At 63.2% G+C, this 19,226-nt stretch carries 14 protein-coding genes; 8 read left to right on the top strand and 6 right to left on the bottom strand.

Annotated elements, in window-relative coordinates; all coding sequences use genetic code 11:
- Window positions 1-39 precede the first annotated feature (39 nt).
- From DES44_RS23710 to DES44_RS23675, 8 genes are all read left to right on the top strand, one after another.
- Window positions 40-4,395, top strand: a complete 4,356-nt coding sequence (locus tag DES44_RS23710) for a YhdP family protein (protein ID WP_116001922.1) — start codon at window positions 40-42, stop codon at window positions 4,393-4,395.
- Window positions 4,392-5,240 (top strand): carbon-nitrogen hydrolase family protein, encoded by an 849-nt coding sequence (locus DES44_RS23705; protein ID WP_058936806.1) that lies wholly within the window; start codon window positions 4,392-4,394, stop codon window positions 5,238-5,240. The genes DES44_RS23710 and DES44_RS23705 overlap by 4 nt, the downstream gene beginning before the upstream one ends.
- Before the next feature lie 81 nt (window positions 5,241-5,321).
- Window positions 5,322-5,921 carry a glycoside hydrolase family 18 protein gene (locus DES44_RS23700; protein WP_058936807.1) on the top strand — a complete coding sequence of 200 codons (600 nt, stop codon included), beginning with the start codon at window positions 5,322-5,324 and terminating at the stop codon, window positions 5,919-5,921.
- 114 nt (window positions 5,922-6,035) lie between these two features.
- A complete protein-coding gene (locus tag DES44_RS23695) occupies window positions 6,036-7,043 on the top strand; it encodes a methionine ABC transporter ATP-binding protein (RefSeq protein WP_058936808.1) in 1,008 nt (335 codons plus the stop codon).
- Window positions 7,040-7,717 carry a methionine ABC transporter permease gene (locus tag DES44_RS23690; RefSeq protein WP_058936809.1) on the top strand — a complete coding sequence of 226 codons (678 nt, stop codon included), beginning with the start codon at window positions 7,040-7,042 and terminating at the stop codon, window positions 7,715-7,717. The genes DES44_RS23695 and DES44_RS23690 overlap by 4 nt, the downstream gene beginning before the upstream one ends.
- A 57-nt stretch (window positions 7,718-7,774) precedes the next feature.
- Complete coding sequence (locus DES44_RS23685) at window positions 7,775-8,557, top strand: MetQ/NlpA family ABC transporter substrate-binding protein (RefSeq protein ID WP_058936810.1); 783 nt, start codon at window positions 7,775-7,777, stop codon at window positions 8,555-8,557.
- A gap of 257 nt (window positions 8,558-8,814) precedes the next feature.
- On the top strand, window positions 8,815-11,901 hold the full coding sequence (locus DES44_RS23680) for an MHYT domain-containing protein (protein WP_058936811.1): 3,087 nt from the start codon (window positions 8,815-8,817) through the stop codon (window positions 11,899-11,901).
- A gap of 71 nt (window positions 11,902-11,972) precedes the next feature.
- The gene (locus DES44_RS23675; RefSeq protein WP_083525916.1) at window positions 11,973-13,070 is read left to right on the top strand and encodes an HD-GYP domain-containing protein; all 1,098 of its coding nucleotides are present in this window, start codon (window positions 11,973-11,975) and stop codon (window positions 13,068-13,070) included.
- A gap of 460 nt (window positions 13,071-13,530) precedes the next feature.
- On the opposite strand, the gene DES44_RS24880 is transcribed toward DES44_RS23675, so the two are convergent.
- The 6 genes from DES44_RS24880 to DES44_RS23670 all read right to left on the bottom strand — a co-directional run.
- Window positions 13,531-13,752 carry a hypothetical protein gene (locus DES44_RS24880; RefSeq protein WP_147307203.1) on the bottom strand — a complete coding sequence of 74 codons (222 nt, stop codon included), beginning with the start codon at window positions 13,750-13,752 and terminating at the stop codon, window positions 13,531-13,533.
- A gap of 466 nt (window positions 13,753-14,218) precedes the next feature.
- On the bottom strand, window positions 14,219-14,611 hold the full coding sequence (locus DES44_RS24875; protein ID WP_147307202.1) for a hypothetical protein: 393 nt from the start codon (window positions 14,609-14,611) through the stop codon (window positions 14,219-14,221).
- Window positions 14,612-15,653: 1,042 nt separating this feature from the next.
- A complete protein-coding gene (locus DES44_RS24870) occupies window positions 15,654-15,980 on the bottom strand; it encodes a hypothetical protein (RefSeq protein WP_147307201.1) in 327 nt (108 codons plus the stop codon).
- Between the two features lie 39 nt (window positions 15,981-16,019).
- A complete protein-coding gene (locus DES44_RS24865) occupies window positions 16,020-16,409 on the bottom strand; it encodes a hypothetical protein (RefSeq protein ID WP_147307200.1) in 390 nt (129 codons plus the stop codon).
- A gap of 117 nt (window positions 16,410-16,526) precedes the next feature.
- Entirely contained in the window at window positions 16,527-16,871 is a 345-nt protein-coding gene (locus tag DES44_RS24860) for a hypothetical protein (protein WP_147307199.1), read from the bottom strand.
- A gap of 9 nt (window positions 16,872-16,880) precedes the next feature.
- Window positions 16,881-19,226, bottom strand: a 2,346-nt coding sequence (locus DES44_RS23670; protein ID WP_259374783.1) for a polymorphic toxin-type HINT domain-containing protein, incomplete at its 5' end; no start/stop codon positions are given.

The following is a 19,226-nucleotide window of genomic DNA, read 5'->3' as shown; positions in this document are numbered from 1 at the left end:
AGGGCTGTGCTAGATTCGGCGTCCGCCGTTCCCTCATACATGTCTTCTCCCGCCGATCCCAGCACTGCCTCCGGGTCCCCGGTCGCGACGCGACGCTGGTGGACCCGTTGCGCGCTCTGGATCGTCGGGCTGTCTGCGGGCTTGCTGGCCTTGCTTTTGACGGCCTGGCTGGCGTTGCAGTGGGCGATTCTGCCCCACATCAATGACTGGCGTGCCGACCTGGAAAAGCAAGCCACCCAGGCATTGGGGATACAGGTCCGCATCGGCAGCATCCAGGCCCAATCGACCGGCTGGAGCCCCAGCCTGGACCTGCGGGATGTTCGCCTGATCGACCCCGCCGGCCGTCAAACCCTGCACCTGCCCCGCGTCAGCGCGGTGCTGTCGGCGCGGTCGCTGCTGGCCATGGAGCTGCGTTTCTCCCAGCTGCAGCTGGACAGCCCGGAGCTGCTGCTGCGCCGCGATACCCAGGGCCGGGTCTTCGTGGCGGGCCTGAGCGTGGACGAAGGCTCCCAGGACACCTCCGCTTCCGACGAAGCCGCCGACTGGTTTTTCCAGCAACATGAATTCGCCATCCTGCATGGCCGCATCCGCTGGGTGGATGAACTGCGCCAGGCACCGCCGCTGGAACTGTTCGACCTGAACCTGGTGCTGCGCAACGGCCTGCGCCGGCATGAGCTGCGGGTGGACGCCACACCGCCGGCCGGCTGGGGCCAGCGCTTCAGCCTGCGCGGGCAGTTCACCCAGTCCCTGCTGGAGCGTCCCGGCGCGCTGCAGCACTGGAGCGGCCAGCTGTATGCCGACCTGCCGCGGACCGATGTCCGTGAACTTCGTCGCTATCTGGACCTTCCCTTCGAGCTCAATGAGGGCGACGGCGCCCTGCGCGCCTGGCTGGACCTGCGCAAGGGCACGCCCAGCAACCTGACGCTGGACATGGGCCTGCGGGCGGTGAAGCTGCGCGTGGCGCCCAGCCTGCCGGAGCTGGACCTGGCCCGCATCGAAGGCCGTCTGGTGATGAAGCAGACGCCGACCCAATTCCTGCTGCAGGCCCGGCAACTGGGCTTCAGCGCCGGCGATGGCCTGGAGTGGCCCCGGTCGGACTGGTCGATCGACCTGCAGCGGGATGAACGCAGCGGCCTCGTCACCGGCGGGGACTTCCAGGCCCAGCAACTGGACCTGACACTCGGCGCGCAGATCGTCTCCCGTCTGCCGGTCGGCGACGCGCCCCGCGCCCTGGTGGCGGACATGAAGCCCGCCGGCATGCTCAATGCGCTGGAGGTGCACTGGGATGGTCCGCTCGAGCGGCCTCGCAGCTATCGGGCCAAGGGTCAGCTCCAGGGCTTGCAGCTCGCCGCGGACACCACCGCCTCACCCGCGGATCCGGCGTCCGCCCCGCCCACCGGTCGCCCCGGGGTCCGCAATGCCGATCTGCAGTTCGAAGCCACCGACCAGGGCGGCACTGCCTCGCTCGTAATCCGGGACGGCGAGGTCACGCTGCCCGGCGTCCTGGTGGAACCGACGCTCACGCTGCGTCAGGCACAGGCCTCGCTGGCCTGGCGCCGGCAGCAGCCCGCAGCCACGACCGCCCCGGTGGGCGGACTGACGGTGCTGGCGGCCAGGAAGGCCCCGTCCGCAGCGCAGGCCGCTTCGGTGCCGACGGCCGCCGCGCCCCAGTGGACGGTGCAGTTCAGCAAGGTGCGCCTCGTCACGGAGGACCTGCAGGCCGACATCGATGGCAGCTGGCAGAGCGGCGGCCAGACCCGCGGCGGCCAGGCGCCGGGCCGACTGGACCTGACCGGCCACATCGAGGAAGTGCGGGCCGAGCGGGTGCTGAAATACCTGCCCGCCAGCATGGGCCCGGACACCATGCGCTATGTGCGCGACGCCATCCGCGACGGCACCGCCCACAAGGTGTCTGTGCGCCTGCAGGGCGACCTGATCGAATTCCCCTTCGACGCCCCACGCAGCAAGGGCATCTTCAAGGTCAGCACGCAGCTGCGCGATGTGACGCTGGCCTACGTGCCCAGCCATCCAGCGGAGAACGGCCACGCCGCCTTCACCTCGCCCTGGCCGGCCATGGAGCAGCTCAATGCCGAGCTGGTGTTCGACCGCGCCAGCATGGCCATCCGCAACGGCCGGGCCAAGCTCAGCGGCATCGAACTGACCAATGTGCAGGGGCTGATCCAGGATCTCTATCACCACAGCCCGGTGCTGGACATCACCGGCGACGGCCGCGGCGCGCTGGCCGACGCCTTGCGCTACGTGAAGCACTCGCCGGTCAACGAGATGACCAGCCATGCGCTGGACACGTCGGTGGGGACCGGCCCGATGTCGCTGCGGCTGGCGCTGAAGCTGCCGCTGGTCCACATCGACGACACCACCGTCAAGGGTCAGGTGCTGCTGACCGGCAACGACCTGCGCCTGCGCCCCGACGCCCCGATGTTCACCCAGGCCCGGGCCCGGATCGACTTCGACGAAAAGGGCCTGCAGATCCGCGGCGGACAGGCCCGGGTGCTGGGCGGCGACACCAGCTTTGAAGGCGGCTCGCAGCCGGACGGATCGATGCGCTTCGTGGCCAACGGCACGGTCACCGCCGAGGCGCTTCGCAATGCCCCCGAGATCACGCTGGGCTCGCGACTGGCGTCGGTGATGACGGGGCAGACGCCGGTGCGTTTCGAGCTGGGCATCGTCAAGGGCCAGACCGAGATCGGCCTGAGCAGCACTCTGCAGGGGCTGGGCGTGGACCTGCCGGCCCCGCTGCACAAAGGCGCGGACGAGACCTGGCCGCTGCGGGTGAGCCTGCGCGCCATGAATGCGCCCGCCGGCAGCCTGCGCGACGAATTGCGGGTGGAAGCCGGCCCGCTGTCGGCCCATTACCAGCGGGACGTGACCGGCGAGACTGCCAAGGTGCTGCGCGGCGCCCTGGCGCTGGGCGAGCGGCTGCCGGAGCTGCCCGCCCAGGGCGTGGTGGCCCGGGCCGCCCTGCACCAGCTGAGCGTGGACACCTGGCAGGCCGTGATCCCGACGCTGGTCGGCCCGACCACCAGCGGCATTGCCAGTACCCCTGAACCTGCTGCTGCGGCGGCGGCTGGAAGTGCGGGTGCGGCGGCCGACGCCGACAGCCCCTACCTGCCCACCCAACTGGCGCTGAAGGCGCAGACCCTGCAACTCAGCGGCCGCACCCTCAACCGCGTGGTGGCCGGACTGACCCACGACGTGCCGGCCAACACCTGGAGTGCGTCCATCGACGCGGAGCAGCTCAGTGGCTTCCTGCAACTGCGCATGGCCCGGCCCAACCAGCCCGGACGGGTCTTTGCCCGACTGGCCCGGCTGTCGGTGCCCAAGAGTGATGCCGACTCGGTCGAGGAGTTGCTGGACAGCCAGCCGCGCTCCTTCCCCACCCTGGACATCGTGGTGGACAACTTCGAGCTCAAGGGCAAGCGGCTGGGTCGCCTGGAAATCGAAGCCCAGCAGCAGACCGATGCGCGTGACTGGAAGCTCAGCAAGCTGCTGCTCAAGAACGAAGACGCCACCCTGACCGCCACCGGCCAATGGGCGCCGGAGCCGGGCCGCCCGATGCGTCGCACCGACCTGGACTGGAAGCTGGACGTGGAAGACGCCGGCAAGCTGGCCGAGCGCATGGGCCAGGGCCAGGTGCTGCGGCGCGGCAAGGGCCAGCTGACCGGGCAATTGGCCTGGTCGGGCTCGCCCATGTCGCCGGACTATGCCTCCATGACCGGCAAGATGAACATCGCGCTGGATGCTGGCCAGTTCCTCAAGGCGGAGCCCGGCGTGGGCCGGCTGCTGGGGGTGCTGAGCCTGCAGTCGATCCCGCGCCGGCTGACGCTGGATTTCCGGGACGTGTTCTCGGAGGGCTTTGCCTTCGACAATGTCAGCGGCGACATCCAGATCGCCCGCGGCGTGGCCCGCAGCGACAACCTGCGCATGAAGGGCCTGCAGGCGGCCGTGCTGATGGAGGGGTCGGCCAATCTCGCCGCCGAGACCCAGGACCTGCATGTGCTCGTGGTGCCCGAGATCAACGCCGGCGGCGCCGCGCTGGCCTACGCCGCCATCAACCCGGCCATCGGCCTGGGCACCTTCCTGGCGCAGTGGCTGCTGCGCAAGCCCATCGTGGCCGCCAGCACCGAGGAATTCCGCGTGACCGGCAGTTGGACCGATCCCAAGATCGAGCAATTGCCGCGACGGGCTGCGCCAGCGGCCGAGGCGGGCAGCGCCAGCAGCCCAGCGCCCGCCAGCGCGGCGTCAGCCTCGGAAGTCCACAATGCGGGTGGAGATCGCAGCAATCGCAACAATCGCGACAGCAGCAACAGCAACAGCGACAGCAACAACAGCACCCGCAACGGCCCCACCCGCAGCCAAGGAGACAGCGCACCATGAAAATCGCCGCCGTCCAGATGGTGTCCGGCCCCCAGCTCCAGGTGAATCTGGACCGGGCCCGGCATTGGATTGAACAGGCCGCCGCCCAGGGCGCACGGCTGGTGTCCCTGCCTGAATATTTCTGCCTGATGGGCCAGCACGATGGTGACAAGCTGGCGTATGCCGAGCAGGCCGGGGACCTGAACGCGCCCATCCAGGGCATGCTCAGCCGCGCAGCGCGCGAGACCGGCGTCTGGGTGCTGGGCGGCACGCTGCCCATGGCCCTGGAAGGCCGTGCAGCGCCGGCCGAGCGGGTGCGCAACACCACCTGCGTGTTTGCCCCGGACGGCAGCCTGGCCGCCCGCTACGACAAGCTGCACCTGTTCCGCTACGACAACGGCCGCGAGCATTACGACGAAGGTCGCGTGCTGGAAGCGGGCGATGCGCCGGCCACCATCACCGCCCGCATGGGCCAGGGAGATCCGGACCTGCGCATTGGCCTGTCGGTCTGTTATGACCTGCGCTTCCCGGAGCTGTACCGGGCGATGAGCTTCGAGGAAGGCCAGCCCCCGCTGGACCTGATCAGCGTGCCGGCCGCCTTCACCTACACCACCGGCCAGGCCCACTGGGAGCTGCTGCTGCGGGCCCGTGCGGTGGAGAACCAGGCCTTCGTGATCGCGGCGGCCCAGGGCGGCCGCCATGAGAATGGCCGGCGCACCTGGGGCCACAGCATGGTCATCGACCCCTGGGGCGAGGTACTGGCCTGCCTGCCCGAAGGCGAAGGCCTGGCGCTGGCGGAGATCGACCCGGCGCGGCTCAAGCAGGTCCGCACGCAACTGCCGGCGCTGAATCACCGGCGGCTTTAAACGTCCAAATCCGGGACTCCGCGGGCTTTCCCGGGCAGTTCCGGCGATCACGGCCCCCGGCTTCTTGGCAAGATGATGGGCATGATCGACCCTCGTCCCGCCCTGCCCCGCTGGACCGGCCCTGCGCTGGTCAGTCTGCTGGCCAGCCTGCTGGCCTGTCTGCTTGCCGCCATGCTGACGGGCTGCGGTGCGCCGGCGCGCCCGCTGGAGCTGTCCATCACCGACATGGACTCCCTGCAACTGCGCTCCTGGCTCAGCCCGCAGCTGCGGCGCAATGTGGACCTGCTGCCCGTGCTGGGCGGCCAGGAGACCAATCCGCTGTGGGGCACCCGCATGAGCGACATGAGCCTGAACCAGGCCTATCAGGAGTCGCTGCGACGGGTGGGCCTGATGCCGGATGTGCCGGACACGGGTCGCTACCAGCTCAAGGTCGAATTGCTGGCCATGGCCCAGCCCAACCTGCCGGTGGCACCGGAAGTGGCGGTGTCGGTGCGCTACACGCTGACCGAACGCGGCGGCAAGGCGCCGGTCTATCAGCGCATCCTCCGCACGACCCAGAAGGCGGGGCTGGACGACAGCCTGAGCCCGACCCAGCAACTGCGCATCGCCACCGAGGGCGCCTTGCGGAGCAACATCGGCGAGCTGCTGCGCGACCTCGCCTCCCTGCCGCTGCCTGCATAAGCCGCCGCCCAATCCCCCACCCGGCATATGCATATGAAGAATCAGTGGTTGCCAAATTGGGGGTAATCCCTAAGGATCACGGGTTTTCCGCCCTTACCGCCAGTTGGCCGTTCCGTGATCCAGCTCGAAGCCCTGCACAAGTCCTACACGGTCGATGGCCGTCAGATCGCTGCCCTCCAAGGGGTCGATCTTCAAGTCCGCCCCGGTGAGGTGTTCGGGGTCATTGGCGCTTCCGGCGCCGGCAAGAGTACGCTGCTGCGGGTGATCAACCTGCTGGAGCGGCCGGACCAAGGGCGGGTGATCGTCGCCGGCCAGGACCTGCTGTCGCTCGATGCCGCCGGACTTCGCGCCGCGCGCCAGCGCATCGCGATGATCTTCCAGCACTTCAACCTGCTCAGCTCCCGCACCGTGGCGCAGAACGTCGCCTGGCCGATGCGCATTGCCGGCTGGCCGACGGCGCGCATCGACGCCCGGGTCCAGGCCCTGCTGGCGCGGGTGGGCCTGACCGAGCACACCCACAAATATCCCGCTCAGCTCTCCGGCGGTCAAAAGCAGCGGGTGGGCATTGCCCGCGCCCTGGCGCTGGAGCCCCAGGTGCTGCTGTGCGACGAGGCCACCAGTGCCCTGGACCCCGAGACCACCCGGTCCATCCTGGACCTGCTGGCCGAGATCAATGAGGAGCTGCAGCTCAGCATCGTGCTCATCACCCACGAGATGGACGTGGTGCGCCGCATCTGCGACCGGGTGGCGGTGCTGGAGGGCGGCCGCATCGTGGAAGAGGGGCCGGTGGCCGAGGTCTTCCTGCATCCGAAGTCGCCCACGGCACGCCGCTTCGTGATGGCCGCCGAACATGTGGATGAAGGCGAGCAGCGCGACGACCATGCCCATGTGCAGGGCCATCTCTGGCGTCTGACCTTCCTGGGCGAGCGCACCTATGAACCGCTGCTGGGCGAAGTGGCCCGGCATGCCCAGCTGGACTTCGGCATCCTCTCCGGACGCATCGACCGCATCAAGCGCGTGCCGTATGGGCAGCTGACGATTGCCGTCACCGGTGGGGACCTGCCCGCTGCGCGTCAACTGCTGGCCGACCGCGGCGTGCAGGTCGAGGAGCTGCGCGCATGAGCACACCGCTGCTGCAAGTGCTGACCAGCCTGGACTGGTCGGAGATCGCGCTGGCCGGTGGCGACACGCTGCTGATGCTGGGCGGCTCGCTGCTCTTCACCACGCTGCTGGGGCTGCCGCTGGGCATCCTGCTGTTCCTGCTGGACCGCGGCCAGTTGCTGGCCTCGCCGCGGCTCTATGGCTTGCTGTCGCTGGTGATCAATGTGCTGCGCTCGCTGCCGTTTGTCATCCTGCTGATCGTGCTGATCCCCTTCACCCTGCTGGTCACCGGCACGTCGCTGGGCGTGGCGGGTGCCATCCCGCCGCTGGTGGTGGGGGCCACGCCGTTCCTGGCCCGCCTGGTCGAGACGGCGCTGCGCGGCGTGGACCGCGGCATCATCGAAGCGGGCCAGTCCATGGGCGCCACCACCGGCCAGATCGTCTGGCAGGGACTGCTGCCGGAGGCACTGCCGGGCATCGTTTCGGCACTCACAGTCACCGCCATCACCCTGGTGTCCTACACCGCCATGTCGGGCGTGATTGGCGGCGGCGGCCTGGGCGACCTGGCCATCCGTTTCGGCTACCAGCGCTTCCAGACCGAAGTGATGGTGGTCACCGTCGTGCTGTTGTTGCTGCTCGTGCAGGCCCTGCAGATGCTGGGGGACTGGCTGGTCAAGCGGGTGTCGCACCGCTGACCTTGGCGAGCCACTGCGCACGGCACCCCTTTTGTTTCTTAGTCGAGGAGTTTGAACATGAAGAAGATGCTGGTTGCCGCCCTGGCAACCCTGTCCACCCTGGCTGCCGGCACTGCGCTGGCCGAAAAACTCACTGTGGCCGCCACCGCCGTGCCGCATGCGGAAATCCTCAACCTGATCAAGCCGGAGCTGGCCAAGCAGGGCGTGGAGCTGGAGGTGAAGGTGTTCACCGACTATGTGCAGCCCAATGTGCAGGTCAGCGAAAAACGCCTGGACGCCAACTTCTTCCAGCACAAGCCCTATCTGAATGAATTCAACAAGGGCAAGGGCACGACGCTGGTGCCGGTGGTGGCGGTGCATGTGGAGCCGTTCGGCGCCTATTCCACCAAGCACAAGACCCTGGCCGACCTGCCCAAGGGCGGCACCGTGGCCCTGCCCAACGACCCGACCAACGGCGGCCGTGCGCTGATCCTGCTGGACAAGGCCGGTGTGATCAAGCTCAAGGACAAGACCAACATCCTGTCCACCGTGAAGGACATCGCGGACAACCCCAAGGGCCTGAAGTTCCGCGAGATCGAGGCGGCCACCCTGCCCCGCATCCTGCCGCAGGTGGACCTGGCCCTGATCAACACCAACTACGCGCTGGAAGCCAAGCTCAATCCAACCAAGGATGCGCTGACGCTGGAAGGCGGCGACTCGCCCTACGCCAACTGGCTGGTGACCCGCACCGACAACCAGGATGCGCCCGCCGTGAAGAAGCTGGCCGCTGCCCTGCAGACCGAGCAGGTGCGCCGCTTCATCCAGACCCAGTACAAGGGTGCGGTGGTGCCGGCGTTCTAAGCCCCGGTTGTCTTCCCCGCCAAGCCTGCCGTGCGTCACTGCCGGCAGGCTTTTCTTTTGTGCCCCAGCGCACCGTTGCGCTGTCATTCGTCAGGAAAGATGCCGCACGCCGCCCCGGTCTAGGGGGAGCTCTCCACCGCCGACCCTGAAGCCGAGGATTTGTTCCATGCTGTAACCGCTGCCAGGCGCCACCATCGAGGACCTCGCCATTTGCCCGCCGGGTTCCGTCCTCGCGGCCCTGCCCTGGAACGCGCCCCGTGTCCGACCTCGCCACTTTGCTGCCGCGCTTTTTCATCTTCAGAGATGGCGCGCCCACCCTCCTGCTGACCGGCCAGTATTCGGTCTGGCTGGTGCTGCTGTCCGTGGTGGTGGCTTCCCTCACGTCGGCCCTGGCCATGCAGGTGGCCGGTGTGGCCCGGGGCACGCGGGGGCTGCATCGGCAACTGGTGGTGCTGACCGGTGCCCTGGCGCTGGCCGGTGGCATCTGGTCGATGCACTTCATCGGCATGCTGGCCTTCCAGCTTTGCACCTGGGTGAGCTTTCATGCCGGCATCACGGCGGCGTCGGCCGTGCCCGCCTTTTTGGCCTCCTGGGTGGCGCTGGACCTGATCTCCCGGGGGCAGCTCAGTACGCGTTCGTGGGTGCTGGGCGGCATCCTGGTGGGCGCCGGCATCGGCACCATGCACTACGCCGGCATGGCAGCCATGGAGATGTCCGCTCAGCTGCGCTATGACCCGCTCTGGTTCGGCGCGTCCATCGTCGTGGCCGTGCTGCTGGCCATGCTGGCGCTGTGGATCCGCTTCGGGCTGGCGCATCGCTGGCGTCCGGTGTGGGTCATCTCGCTGGGGGGCCTGGTGATGGGCTGCGCCGTCGCGGGCATGCACTACACCGCCATGGCCGCGGCCCGGTTCATCGGCGTGGGGGACGGCCCCTGCAACACCGGGCTGGAAGACAACGGCCTGCTGGCCCTGGCCATCACCGTGGCCACCCTCACCATCAGCGGCACCACGGCCGGCGCCAATGGCCTGATGGCGCTGCGCCGCTTGAACCACCAACTGCTCGCGGAGCGCCAGCGTCAGGACATCACCGACCAGGCCCTGCGCGAAAGCGAAACCAAATATCGCACCCTCATCGCCAACAGCCCCGGCGTGAGCTTCCGCTGCGAACTGCAGGCGCCCTGGCGCATGATCCTCATCAGTGACGCCGTCGAGACCCTGACCGGCTGGCCCGCCCCGGACTTCATCGGCGGCCAGCTGCATGTGGGGGATCTGATTCACCGCCATGACCGCCGACGCGTCGAGCAGACCGTCGAGGAAGCGCTGGCGCTGGGCCAGCCCTACACCGTCGAATACCGGCTGCACACGCGGGATGGCGGCGAGCGCTGGGTGTCCGAACGCGGCCGCTTCATCGCCGGCGAGCGCGGCCGGATGCAGTGGATCGACGGGGTGATGCTGGACATCACCGAGCGCATGCGCCTGCATCTGCAGCTGGAGGAAGCCAAGCACCGCGCCGAGTCGGCCGCCGATGCCAAGAGCGCCTTCCTGGCCAACATGAGCCACGAGATCCGCACGCCGATGAACGCCATCCTGGGCTTCACCGAGCTGCTGCTGGACACCACCCTCACCGAATCCCAGCGCCGCCATCTGAGCACGGTGCGCAGTTCCGCCCGCTCCCTGCTGGGCCTGCTCAATGACATCCTGGACACGGCCAAGCTGGACAAGGGCGCCATGACGCTGGAGGACGCGGACTTCTCCCTGCGCCGCGTCTGTGAACAGGCCATCGCCTCGCTGGGCCTGCTGGCGCAGCGCAAGGGCCTGCGACTGCATCTGGACTATCCCCGCAGCCAGCCCGAGCTCTTCCGCGGCGATGCGCTGCGGGTGCAGCAGGTGCTGCTGAACCTGGTGGGCAACGCCATCAAGTTCACCGAACGCGGCGACGTGACGCTGCGCATGCGGCATGAACAGGGCCGCATCCATTTGAGCATCATCGACACCGGCATCGGCATCGCCGCGGACCGTCTGGACCGCATCTTCGAGGCCTTTGCGCAGGCGGATGCGTCCACCACCCGTCGCTTCGGCGGCACGGGGCTGGGCACGACGATCTCGCGTCAACTGGTGGAATGCATGGGCGGCCGCATCACGGTGGACAGCGTGGAGGGCGAGGGCAGCGTGTTCCACGTCTATCTGCCGCTGCCGGCGGGACAGGCGCTGGTGAACGAACCGGGCGAGGCCTCCACAGCGTCCCCGCTGCCGCCGCTTCGCCTGCTGGTGGCCGACGACGTGCCGCAGAACAGCGAGCTGCTGCAACTGATCCTGACCCGGCAGGGCCATGAGGTCCGCACCGTTGCGGACGGCATGGCGGCGGTCAAGGCGCTGACCGATGAGCGCTTTGATCTGGTGTTGATGGATGTGCACATGCCGGTGCTCGACGGGCTCGGCGCGACGCGACGGGTGCGGAATTTCGAGCAGGCCAACGGGCGGCCGAGGACGCCGATCGTGGCGCTCACGGCCAGCGTGCTGGAGGAAGATCGACAGGCCGCCCTGGCTGCCGGCATGGACGGCTTTGCGGTCAAGCCGGTCGAGCCGGCCCGGCTGATCGCGGAAATGGCCCGGGTGATGGGCATCACGCCAGGCCAGCCGCTGCGTGACGAACCGGCGCCTTCGATGGCGTCGACGCTGGCGGCCCGTCACGGCGCTCCCACCCAGCCGATGGGGCTGGAGGTGACCGACCTGGACTGGCCGCACGGCCTGCACCTATGGGGCAACGCCACCGCATGGCATCGCGGGCTGCGGCGGTTTGCGCAGGACCAGCGTGACGGCGTGTCGCGTCTGCACCAGCTGATGCGTCAGCGGGACTGGACGGCGCTGAGGGAGCTGGTGCACCGCTGGCGCGGCGCGGCCGGGTCCCTGGCACTGCCGGTGCTGTTGGACGCCGCCACCGCCTTCGAGGAGGCGCTGGCCGACGACGACCAGGAGGAATTCGCCGCCGGGGCTGATGCGGTCTGCACGGCGCTGGATCAAGCGCTTCGGGCCATCGACCGTCTGGAAGATGACTCGCAGCCGCAGGCGCATGCACCGTCCATGTCGACCGCCGATCCGAAGGTGGCGCTGGCCGCGGACAGCCTGGCGCTCGCTCTGCGCGGCAGCCAGCTGGACGACGAGGCCCTGCAGGTCCTGTGCGACGCCTGGGGTCTGCAGCGCTGCGAGGCGCTGATCCGTGCCATCGGTGATTTTGATTTCGACCAGGCCCTGCGCGCCTTGCAGGGCTTGCGTCAGCAGCTGGTCCCCGCCGGGTCGTCTTCGGGCGGCGGTTCTCTCCGATCTCAAGCTTCCGCCACGCCATGACCGCTTTCACCGCGTCCGTGCCTGGGACATCACAGGCCACTCGGCAGACTCAGCCGGAGATTAAGCCGCAGATGCAGCCGCAACCACAGGAGGTGCAGGCTGCGGCAGCCGCGTTTGAGCAAGCCACAGCGTCGCAGCCGTCAACGTCCACGGTGGCCCCTGCCGCGCCGTCGCGCGCGGCAGCGGACCACCGCCCCAAGCTTTTGCTGGTGGACGATGAACCGGCCAATCTGCAGGTGCTGCGCCATGCGCTGCAGGATGACTACCGCCTGCTGTTTGCGCGAGACGGTCACAAGGCGCTGGCCTTGGCTCGCGAGGAACAGCCGCAGTTGATCCTGCTGGATGTGATGATGCCGGAGCTCTCCGGCATGGACGTCTGCCGGACCCTGAAGGTTCAGAGCGCCACGGCCCACATCCCGGTGATCTTCGTGACGGCGCTGGCTGATCCCGGGCACGAGGCCGAGGGTTTTGAGGTGGGCGCGGTGGACTACATCACCAAGCCGCTGAGTCCGCCGGTGGTGCGGGCGCGGGTGCGCAATCATCTGTCGTTGGTGCGGGCGCAGGAGCTGCGCGAGACGCGGCTGCAGGTGGTGCAGCGGCTGGGCCGTGCGGCTGAGTTCAAAGACAACGAGACCGGGTGGCATGTGGTGCGCATGAGCCACTTCAGCCATCTGCTGGCGCTGGCGGCTGGGTATTCGGAAGCGGAGGCGGAGGAGCTGCTGCATGCCGCGCCGATGCATGACGTCGGCAAGCTGGGCATTCCGGATGCAATCCTGCAAAAGCCGGGCAAGCTGGATGAGCAGGAATGGGCGGTGATGCAGCGGCATCCGCAGATCGGGGCGGAGATTCTTGGGGAGCATGCCACCGGGTTGCTGGGCCTGGCTCGACGCATTGCGCTGGGTCACCACGAGAAGTGGGATGGCAGCGGGTATCCCGAAGGACTGGCGGGGGAGTCGATTCCGGAAGAGGCGCGCATCGTGGCGATTGCCGATGTGTTTGATGCGCTGACCAGTGTGAGGCCCTACAAGCGGGCCTGGCCGGTGGAGGATGCGGTGGCCCATCTGCGGGAGCAGGCGGGAAGGCACTTTGATCCGCGGTTGGTGGAGCTGTTTATTGGGATCCTGCCGCAGGTGTTGGAGGTGCGGGCGAGGTTTCAGGAGACTGATTGACGGGTGGGGCGGGTCAGACGTGACGGGCGCGGTCCTCCGGGAGGGGGACGTGTTCCGGGGTGATTAGTCATCAGTCAATTCCGGGAGGTGATAGACCTGCATCAGGCTCACTCCGTGCTCGCCCGGCTGTATTCCGTGTCTTCCGGCTGGAAGATCAACAAATTGCCCTGCGGATACTTCGACGCGCTCTGAATCCACGCGGTACGTGCAGCGGCCTGAAAATACATAGATACGGACTGGGCACATGTACTGCCGGAAGAATTCTGCTTCGTTGCCGTATCGATTGGGATAGAACCTGTAGCCGGAGCTGGTCGTGAACCTTGACCGGATTTCTGACTCAGACATTTCTGCGCTTGAGATTTCAGACCAGTTCTGCGCTCTCATTTTCTTGCAGTCATTTCAAATAACGGCCTTGCAGCTCTTAGCCAGCGGTCTCCAAAGTTAGTTCGAACGCGAGGAATCAAGCATTACTTCGCCGCGAGATTTCTCTACAAACGCTGCGAATGTCGATGTTGCCTTTCATTATTTCGCGATTGAATTCTTCATCATGGAATTGATACGCCCTTATTGAATCTTCTGCACCGACTGCTCCTCCAAGCGTCGATAGAATTTTGCTCCCAACACGAACCGTCAACGAAAAGCTTCCATCGGCATTTTCACTAAAATCAATCACGTCAGCCATAAACAATTTCAAACTCCTTATTCGCACTTCATTGATTTTCGATCGAACTCTTGGCTGGACCAAAATTCCGGAAGCCTACCCCGTAGTCAATTTTATTTACTTAGCTGCGGTGGCAATCCGAAGACCTTCACCAAGTGAACAGGAAAGTCTGAAACTTCGAAACCGTACATGCCAGGAAGAATTTCCAGAAATTGCCCGGAGGAAAGAGAAAGCTCCCTTTCTGAACTTGAATAACGACAATTGCCTTTGATTACGTAAACTGTCACTTTCCACCCAACGCATATCGGAAATTTCTCATGGGCACCATAAAAATTCACTGACATTCGATATCCCGAAGCTGCGGGGAATCGTTCTCGCAAAACTCTTTCGGAAAGCTCTTTGTCAGACACGTCCGCCCAAGAGTTAACTATCATTTCATCAAGTTTATTGAGTCAAGTTATCGAGTGCCCGCGTCACGCACGCGCCTTCATGACAGCAAAACAAGTTCCATTGACTGCAATTTGTTTTGTGCAGCAATGAAATTTAACCATTGAGCAAGTACATTCCGGAATTCCAAAGTATTAACTTTCTCCGAAACACTATCTTCGAGTAGCGAATATATCTTTGTTTCAGTTTTGCCAAGTTCAGCACCCCAACACTCCCGAGCCCAAAAAAGACTTTGGCGTGCTTCTGCTGAAAGGGCCCTGTCAACACGAGCTATCCCTTCCTCCAACCAACTCGAAGCAGTTTTCCAATCGAGACCGCCGTCATCCATTAGCAGGCAGCATAGCGGTGAAATGCCGCTTGAATCGAGCACATCGGAAGTGCAGAAAGCCAATGAACCTGCGGGTGTATGACACCAATAAAATTTCAGTTTCATTTTTTCCTGTCGATTTGGAAAAGGGCCGAACCAAGGTTGGAACATTGCGTTTGCTCGCTGACTTGGCTGCCGCTGGTACCCCGCACAGGCTCGGCTGAGAGGGTTTTCGCTGGACCTTGGCTTTAGCGATAATTACTCCAATCTGTGGGCTCGTCTGACGGATTTTCCGTCTCGTCAGTGGCTAAGCGCATCAATTTCTCACCCGTCAGCCAAAGAGGAACCATGAGCGTTTCGGAAGGTTCATCAATTGGAGTCAAGGCGATATTCTCAGCGCGGGACAACTGTCTGCAAACGCGAAAGCTCTACCTTCCAATTCAAAATCCATAATGCGATGCATATCCGGATACTCACCACAACCAAAAGAAACCACCTTAGGATTGGAAGCAGTTATTTCGCCAAGTTCGGTCGCATCGCCCTACTCAAGAAAACCGACTAACGCATCTCTCAGTTGATCTTGAATAGCCATTTCATGACCTCAGTCGCCGGAAATAGGCAGCTGTAGACAACGGCAGATTGCAAAAAAGCTTGGTCTAATCCCTCGCACAATTTACGAAAATATCGCCACGGCAGCAAATTTTTGTAAGGCGAGCAGATGCGCGCACTAGCCATCTAAATTGTCGCCAGCTGCGGCAAATAAGCCACCCGCATGAGGTGAACGGGAGAAGAACTGGTGTCAAAAACATAATCTCCCGGAACTAGGTCGATGAACTGACCACGAGCCACTTCCCAAATTTGACCCGCCTGTTTACAGGTGCAAACTCCGTCAATAACATACATTCTTACATTCCAGCCAATTAATGTATCCATACTCAACCCCTTTTCGTACGTATTGGGGTAGAAACGGTATCCCCTCTGATAGTCAAACTTCTTCCGAATAGACTCCTCAGACATTTCTTCGTTCGAAATTTCGCTCCACGAACGGACTATCATTGCATTCATCCTCTGGTTACTGTTTTGTTATGCCAACCTTTTCAAAGGCTTTCTTTGCAAGGTAACGATACATCGGTTAACCACTGCCCCAAGCCCCCTTTCGTTAGCGGTCCTACGCTAGGTCCTCATGCCTCAAAGCGACAAAACCGCTAGCTCGTTGGCGGATTTTCTCCTGCAATTCTTTGGAGCGCGGCGTGTTATTCAGATAGAGGAGAGTGTTGTAAACAGGAAATGAAATTTCCGCGGGGTCGCCATCAATGGGGTCAAGATTTCGCTTTAGAACAAAGTTTTCACCACTGCTCATCCCCCACTGAAAATACTCCCCCCCGTGGTATTCGCTCTCTCTAACTTTGAATTTTACTTCGAGGGCCGATTCGAGAACTTTCTTTGCCTGATGGAATTCTTCTGAAGGTGAGCCATAAAGGTCGTAAGTGGCCATACTTAGCCAACTCCGTACGGAATAATGGTCTTGCAATACTTACCGTACCGGTCTGCAATCAGAAAATCCTAGTTCGACTAGTACGGCTGCCAGTTGCTGCGAACACCGCACATACCCGGTGCAATCAGGTTCTTCCGAGCAAAAGGTTGGCCGAAGTATTGGCGTGACGGCCTCTTGCGCCAGTTTTTTGGACAGCGAGGTCGTGTACGTTATTTTGAGAATACACTCCCGCTCTTCCTGTTCAATTGATGGCCCAAATAGAATGATATTTAGGTCGCCATCACTACCGACATAAGCCGGGACTTCGTCGAATCTGCCGGAATTTTCTTTGCACGATTGAATCTGAAGTACTTTTGTCAGCTGTTTTGCAAGATCGACTAGTGAACGAGTAGCGTCAAATTCCACTGCAGCGAGAAAATGAATGGTCATGGTCGCCTAAGCATGAAATAGATATGCAAAACGTAGCGAAATATCCCGTCAACACCAACATCTGAGAAGATTCCCACTGGACCAATCAATCCAAACGCCACGTTTCTTATTTTGCCTTTAGCGATATTTACTCCAGTCCGTGGGCTCGTCTGCCGGATTTTCCGTCTCGTCGGTGGCCCAGCGCATCAATCTCTCCCCCGTCAGCCAAAGAGGAACCCCGGGCGTTTCGGAAGGCTCATCAATTGGAGTCAAAGTGATATTCTCAGCGCGAGACAACTGTCTGCAAACGCGAAAGCTCTTGCCGTTCAGTTGTAAATCCATTACGCGATGCACATCCGGATAATCCCCACAATTGAAAGACACCAAGTCAGGATTGGAAGCAATTATTTCGCCAATTTCGGTAGCATCGCCCGACTCAAGAAAACTGATCAACGCATCTTTGAGTTGCTCTTGAATACCCATACCGTCATCTCAATCGCCAAAAATAATTGAACCTTTGGGTGGCTCGCCGTGAGGCCGAAACTTAATTGACAGCCCTTTCTTGCCAGACTTAAGCCCCTTGAACAATATGGGAAAATCGTTTACAAGTTCTTGCCTCAGAATCGGCACCGCTCTTAGCTTCCCGCCCAACTGATCCAGAAGTAAGTCGCTTTGGACGAAAAGGTCCAAATCAAATTCGTTCATATTGATCGGCTTTCCAAATGTTTCCTTGTTTGGGTTACCTACCCGCCCAGTCGCGGAGCTACCTGTAAGGCCTATTTTGGCTGTCGGGTCCAACACTCTAAATTCGGCCAACTCGGCTGAATTTATCTTCGTTTCCAGAGCCCCGTGCACGTCTGCGATGAAGTCCTCAACACTTCGTTCCGCATTGCCGACTTTGCAACATGGGGCGTTATGTGCCCACACCCGCAAGGTTCCGACATGGTAAGTGTGATGCTCCCTGACCTCAAGATTGAAAACATCAGCATTCCATCCTGCGGCGCCTTGCCTAAGAACAATTAATTCCGATCCCAGCCAATCAACCAGCCGCATTCCCGGCATGAGCGATGCCGCTCGCACCCATTGCGACTCAAAAACTTCGGAGAAATACTCACCGCGTTCGTCCGCAGCATTGATTACCCAAAACGGATGCTCCGCTGTCGTATGTAAGGTCTCGGTCTCGCCCTGAGCGTTCTCGATCACCACTTCATAGATCGGCTGATCCTTCGTCGCAACCGTCGCCACGACGGGTCGCACCCCTGCCTCTCCTGTGTGCTCATGACGTGACAGCACCAGTTCCCCACCGACAAACGTCTCAATCGCCTTGGGGCCGTCAACGGTGTGGATCAACGTACCGGCCACGAAGCACTGCGGAGGATTGGCGCAGCCCACGCCCTCCTCGGCGGTTGCTTTGTTTGTCGTCGCCTGCGGCCCAGCATCGCTGTCCGCACCAGGCCCCTTTGTTGACGATGAAGTCGAGGACTTGTCTGGCGCATCCGTCCTGACCGGTTCCAGCGACTGTTCCGCTTTGACCGAAGCCGCTGGCGCACCACCCGGTTCCTGATGAACTCCCGCTGGGTTGGTGGTCGAACCCATCTCAGACGGCACCCCCGCCGTGCCGCTGGGTTCCATCACTTTGCTGATGGACGGCAACTCCGTGGTATCCACCTTCATCGGCCGCAGCGCCTCCACATCCGTCTGGATGGGCTTCACCGAATTCGAGGCCGAATCCTGTGGCAATGACTTGACCACCGGTTCCTGCGGCAGCTTCTTGACGACGGGCTCCTGTACGGGAGCTTTCGCGCTGAGCTCACCCGACGGAGGCGCCTCGGCATGTACCGCTGCGTTGGCGGTGCCAGGCCTTGTTTCAGCGGATCCGGCCGTCTCCTTGATCGGCTTCCTGGGTGCTTTGGAATCAGGCAGTGACACTGCTCCGAGCACATCGACCATCGTCGAAAGCCGTCGACGTTTCAGTTCCGCCGCTTCTTCGGCCGTGAGGAGTCGGGCTTTTGCCAGCTCATCGGGGCTTGCATAGAGGGCGCCAAGTTGCTCGTTGGCGCGGTAGGCCAGGATTTCCAACCCTGTGCGAATCTTTTCTTCGACCTGCTTGAGGTTGTTGCTCGTTTCGCTGACAAACTTCTTTTGCCCCTTGCTATCGGGATTCGATAGCAACTCCGCGAGATCGGCACCAAGCTGCTTGAGCTCGGCACGGCAGTCCGCCGTCGTCCCATTCACGCAGGCTTCGAGCGCGGCCATGTTGGCTGCCTTGCTGATCTCGATCCAACGCTGTCTGACTGCGTCCTCACAGGCGGACGTCTTGCACGCCGCCAGCTCAGCCCTCCTCTGCATCAACTGGGCGTGATTCAGATAGTTGTTCGTGACCTCGTTGTAGGCAGTGACTCCTCCTGCCGCACCGCCCCCGGCTGCGGCCCCCACCGCCGTGCTGGCCAGCGCCGTCAATCCTTTTGCAAGGTCTCCTTCCACGCCAGCGTTCTTCAGCGCATCGGCCACCGCAGGCGCGGTGAGCGTGCCAGCGGCTGCGCCAACCGCCCCGCTCGCGTTCCCGGTCAATCCTCCAACGACCGTGTGGGCAGCCAGGCGCAGCACCCCGTAGTCACCCCAGTCGCGTTCAATGGCGGCAGCCTGTTTCTCAAGCTCGGCTTTCTTGACCGGATCAGTCTCCCCTTCCGCCTTCGTTTGCAGCGCCTGCGCCAGATTCATCTGCTTCTGCGCGAAGTCGCCGATCTGCTGGGAAGCTTCCTTCCCAAACGTCTGCGTAATCGCCACCTGCGCCGCTAGGTCCTGCTGCACCTTCTCCTTGTCGAAGATCTGCTTGAT

The sequence above is a fragment of the Roseateles depolymerans genome (genome assembly GCF_003387155.1).
Classification (GTDB): Bacteria; Pseudomonadota; Gammaproteobacteria; order Burkholderiales; family Burkholderiaceae_C; genus Roseateles; species Roseateles depolymerans.
Note: the sequence above shows the minus strand (reverse complement) of the source record. Positions and strands in the feature narration are given on the sequence as shown.

What these genes read in the sequence shown, in the direction of transcription:
- DES44_RS23690 (WP_058936809.1), top strand. Translation starts at nt 7,040, where the DNA reads ATGAGCACACCGCTGCTGCAAGTGCTGACCAGCCTGGACTGGTCGGAG.
- DES44_RS24880 (WP_147307203.1), bottom strand. Translation starts at nt 13,752, where the DNA reads ATGGCTGACGTGATTGATTTTAGTGAAAATGCCGATGGAAGCTTTTCG.
- DES44_RS23685 (WP_058936810.1), top strand. Translation starts at nt 7,775, where the DNA reads ATGAAGAAGATGCTGGTTGCCGCCCTGGCAACCCTGTCCACCCTGGCT.
- DES44_RS23700 (WP_058936807.1), top strand. Translation starts at nt 5,322, where the DNA reads ATGATCGACCCTCGTCCCGCCCTGCCCCGCTGGACCGGCCCTGCGCTG.
- DES44_RS23675 (WP_083525916.1), top strand. Translation starts at nt 11,973, where the DNA reads ATGCAGCCGCAACCACAGGAGGTGCAGGCTGCGGCAGCCGCGTTTGAG.
- DES44_RS24870 (WP_147307201.1), bottom strand. Translation starts at nt 15,980, where the DNA reads ATGGCCACTTACGACCTTTATGGCTCACCTTCAGAAGAATTCCATCAG.
- DES44_RS24865 (WP_147307200.1), bottom strand. Translation starts at nt 16,409, where the DNA reads ATGACCATTCATTTTCTCGCTGCAGTGGAATTTGACGCTACTCGTTCA.
- DES44_RS23710 (WP_116001922.1), top strand. Translation starts at nt 40, where the DNA reads ATGTCTTCTCCCGCCGATCCCAGCACTGCCTCCGGGTCCCCGGTCGCG.
- DES44_RS24875 (WP_147307202.1), bottom strand. Translation starts at nt 14,611, where the DNA reads ATGAAACTGAAATTTTATTGGTGTCATACACCCGCAGGTTCATTGGCT.
- DES44_RS24860 (WP_147307199.1), bottom strand. Translation starts at nt 16,871, where the DNA reads ATGGGTATTCAAGAGCAACTCAAAGATGCGTTGATCAGTTTTCTTGAG.
- DES44_RS23705 (WP_058936806.1), top strand. Translation starts at nt 4,392, where the DNA reads ATGAAAATCGCCGCCGTCCAGATGGTGTCCGGCCCCCAGCTCCAGGTG.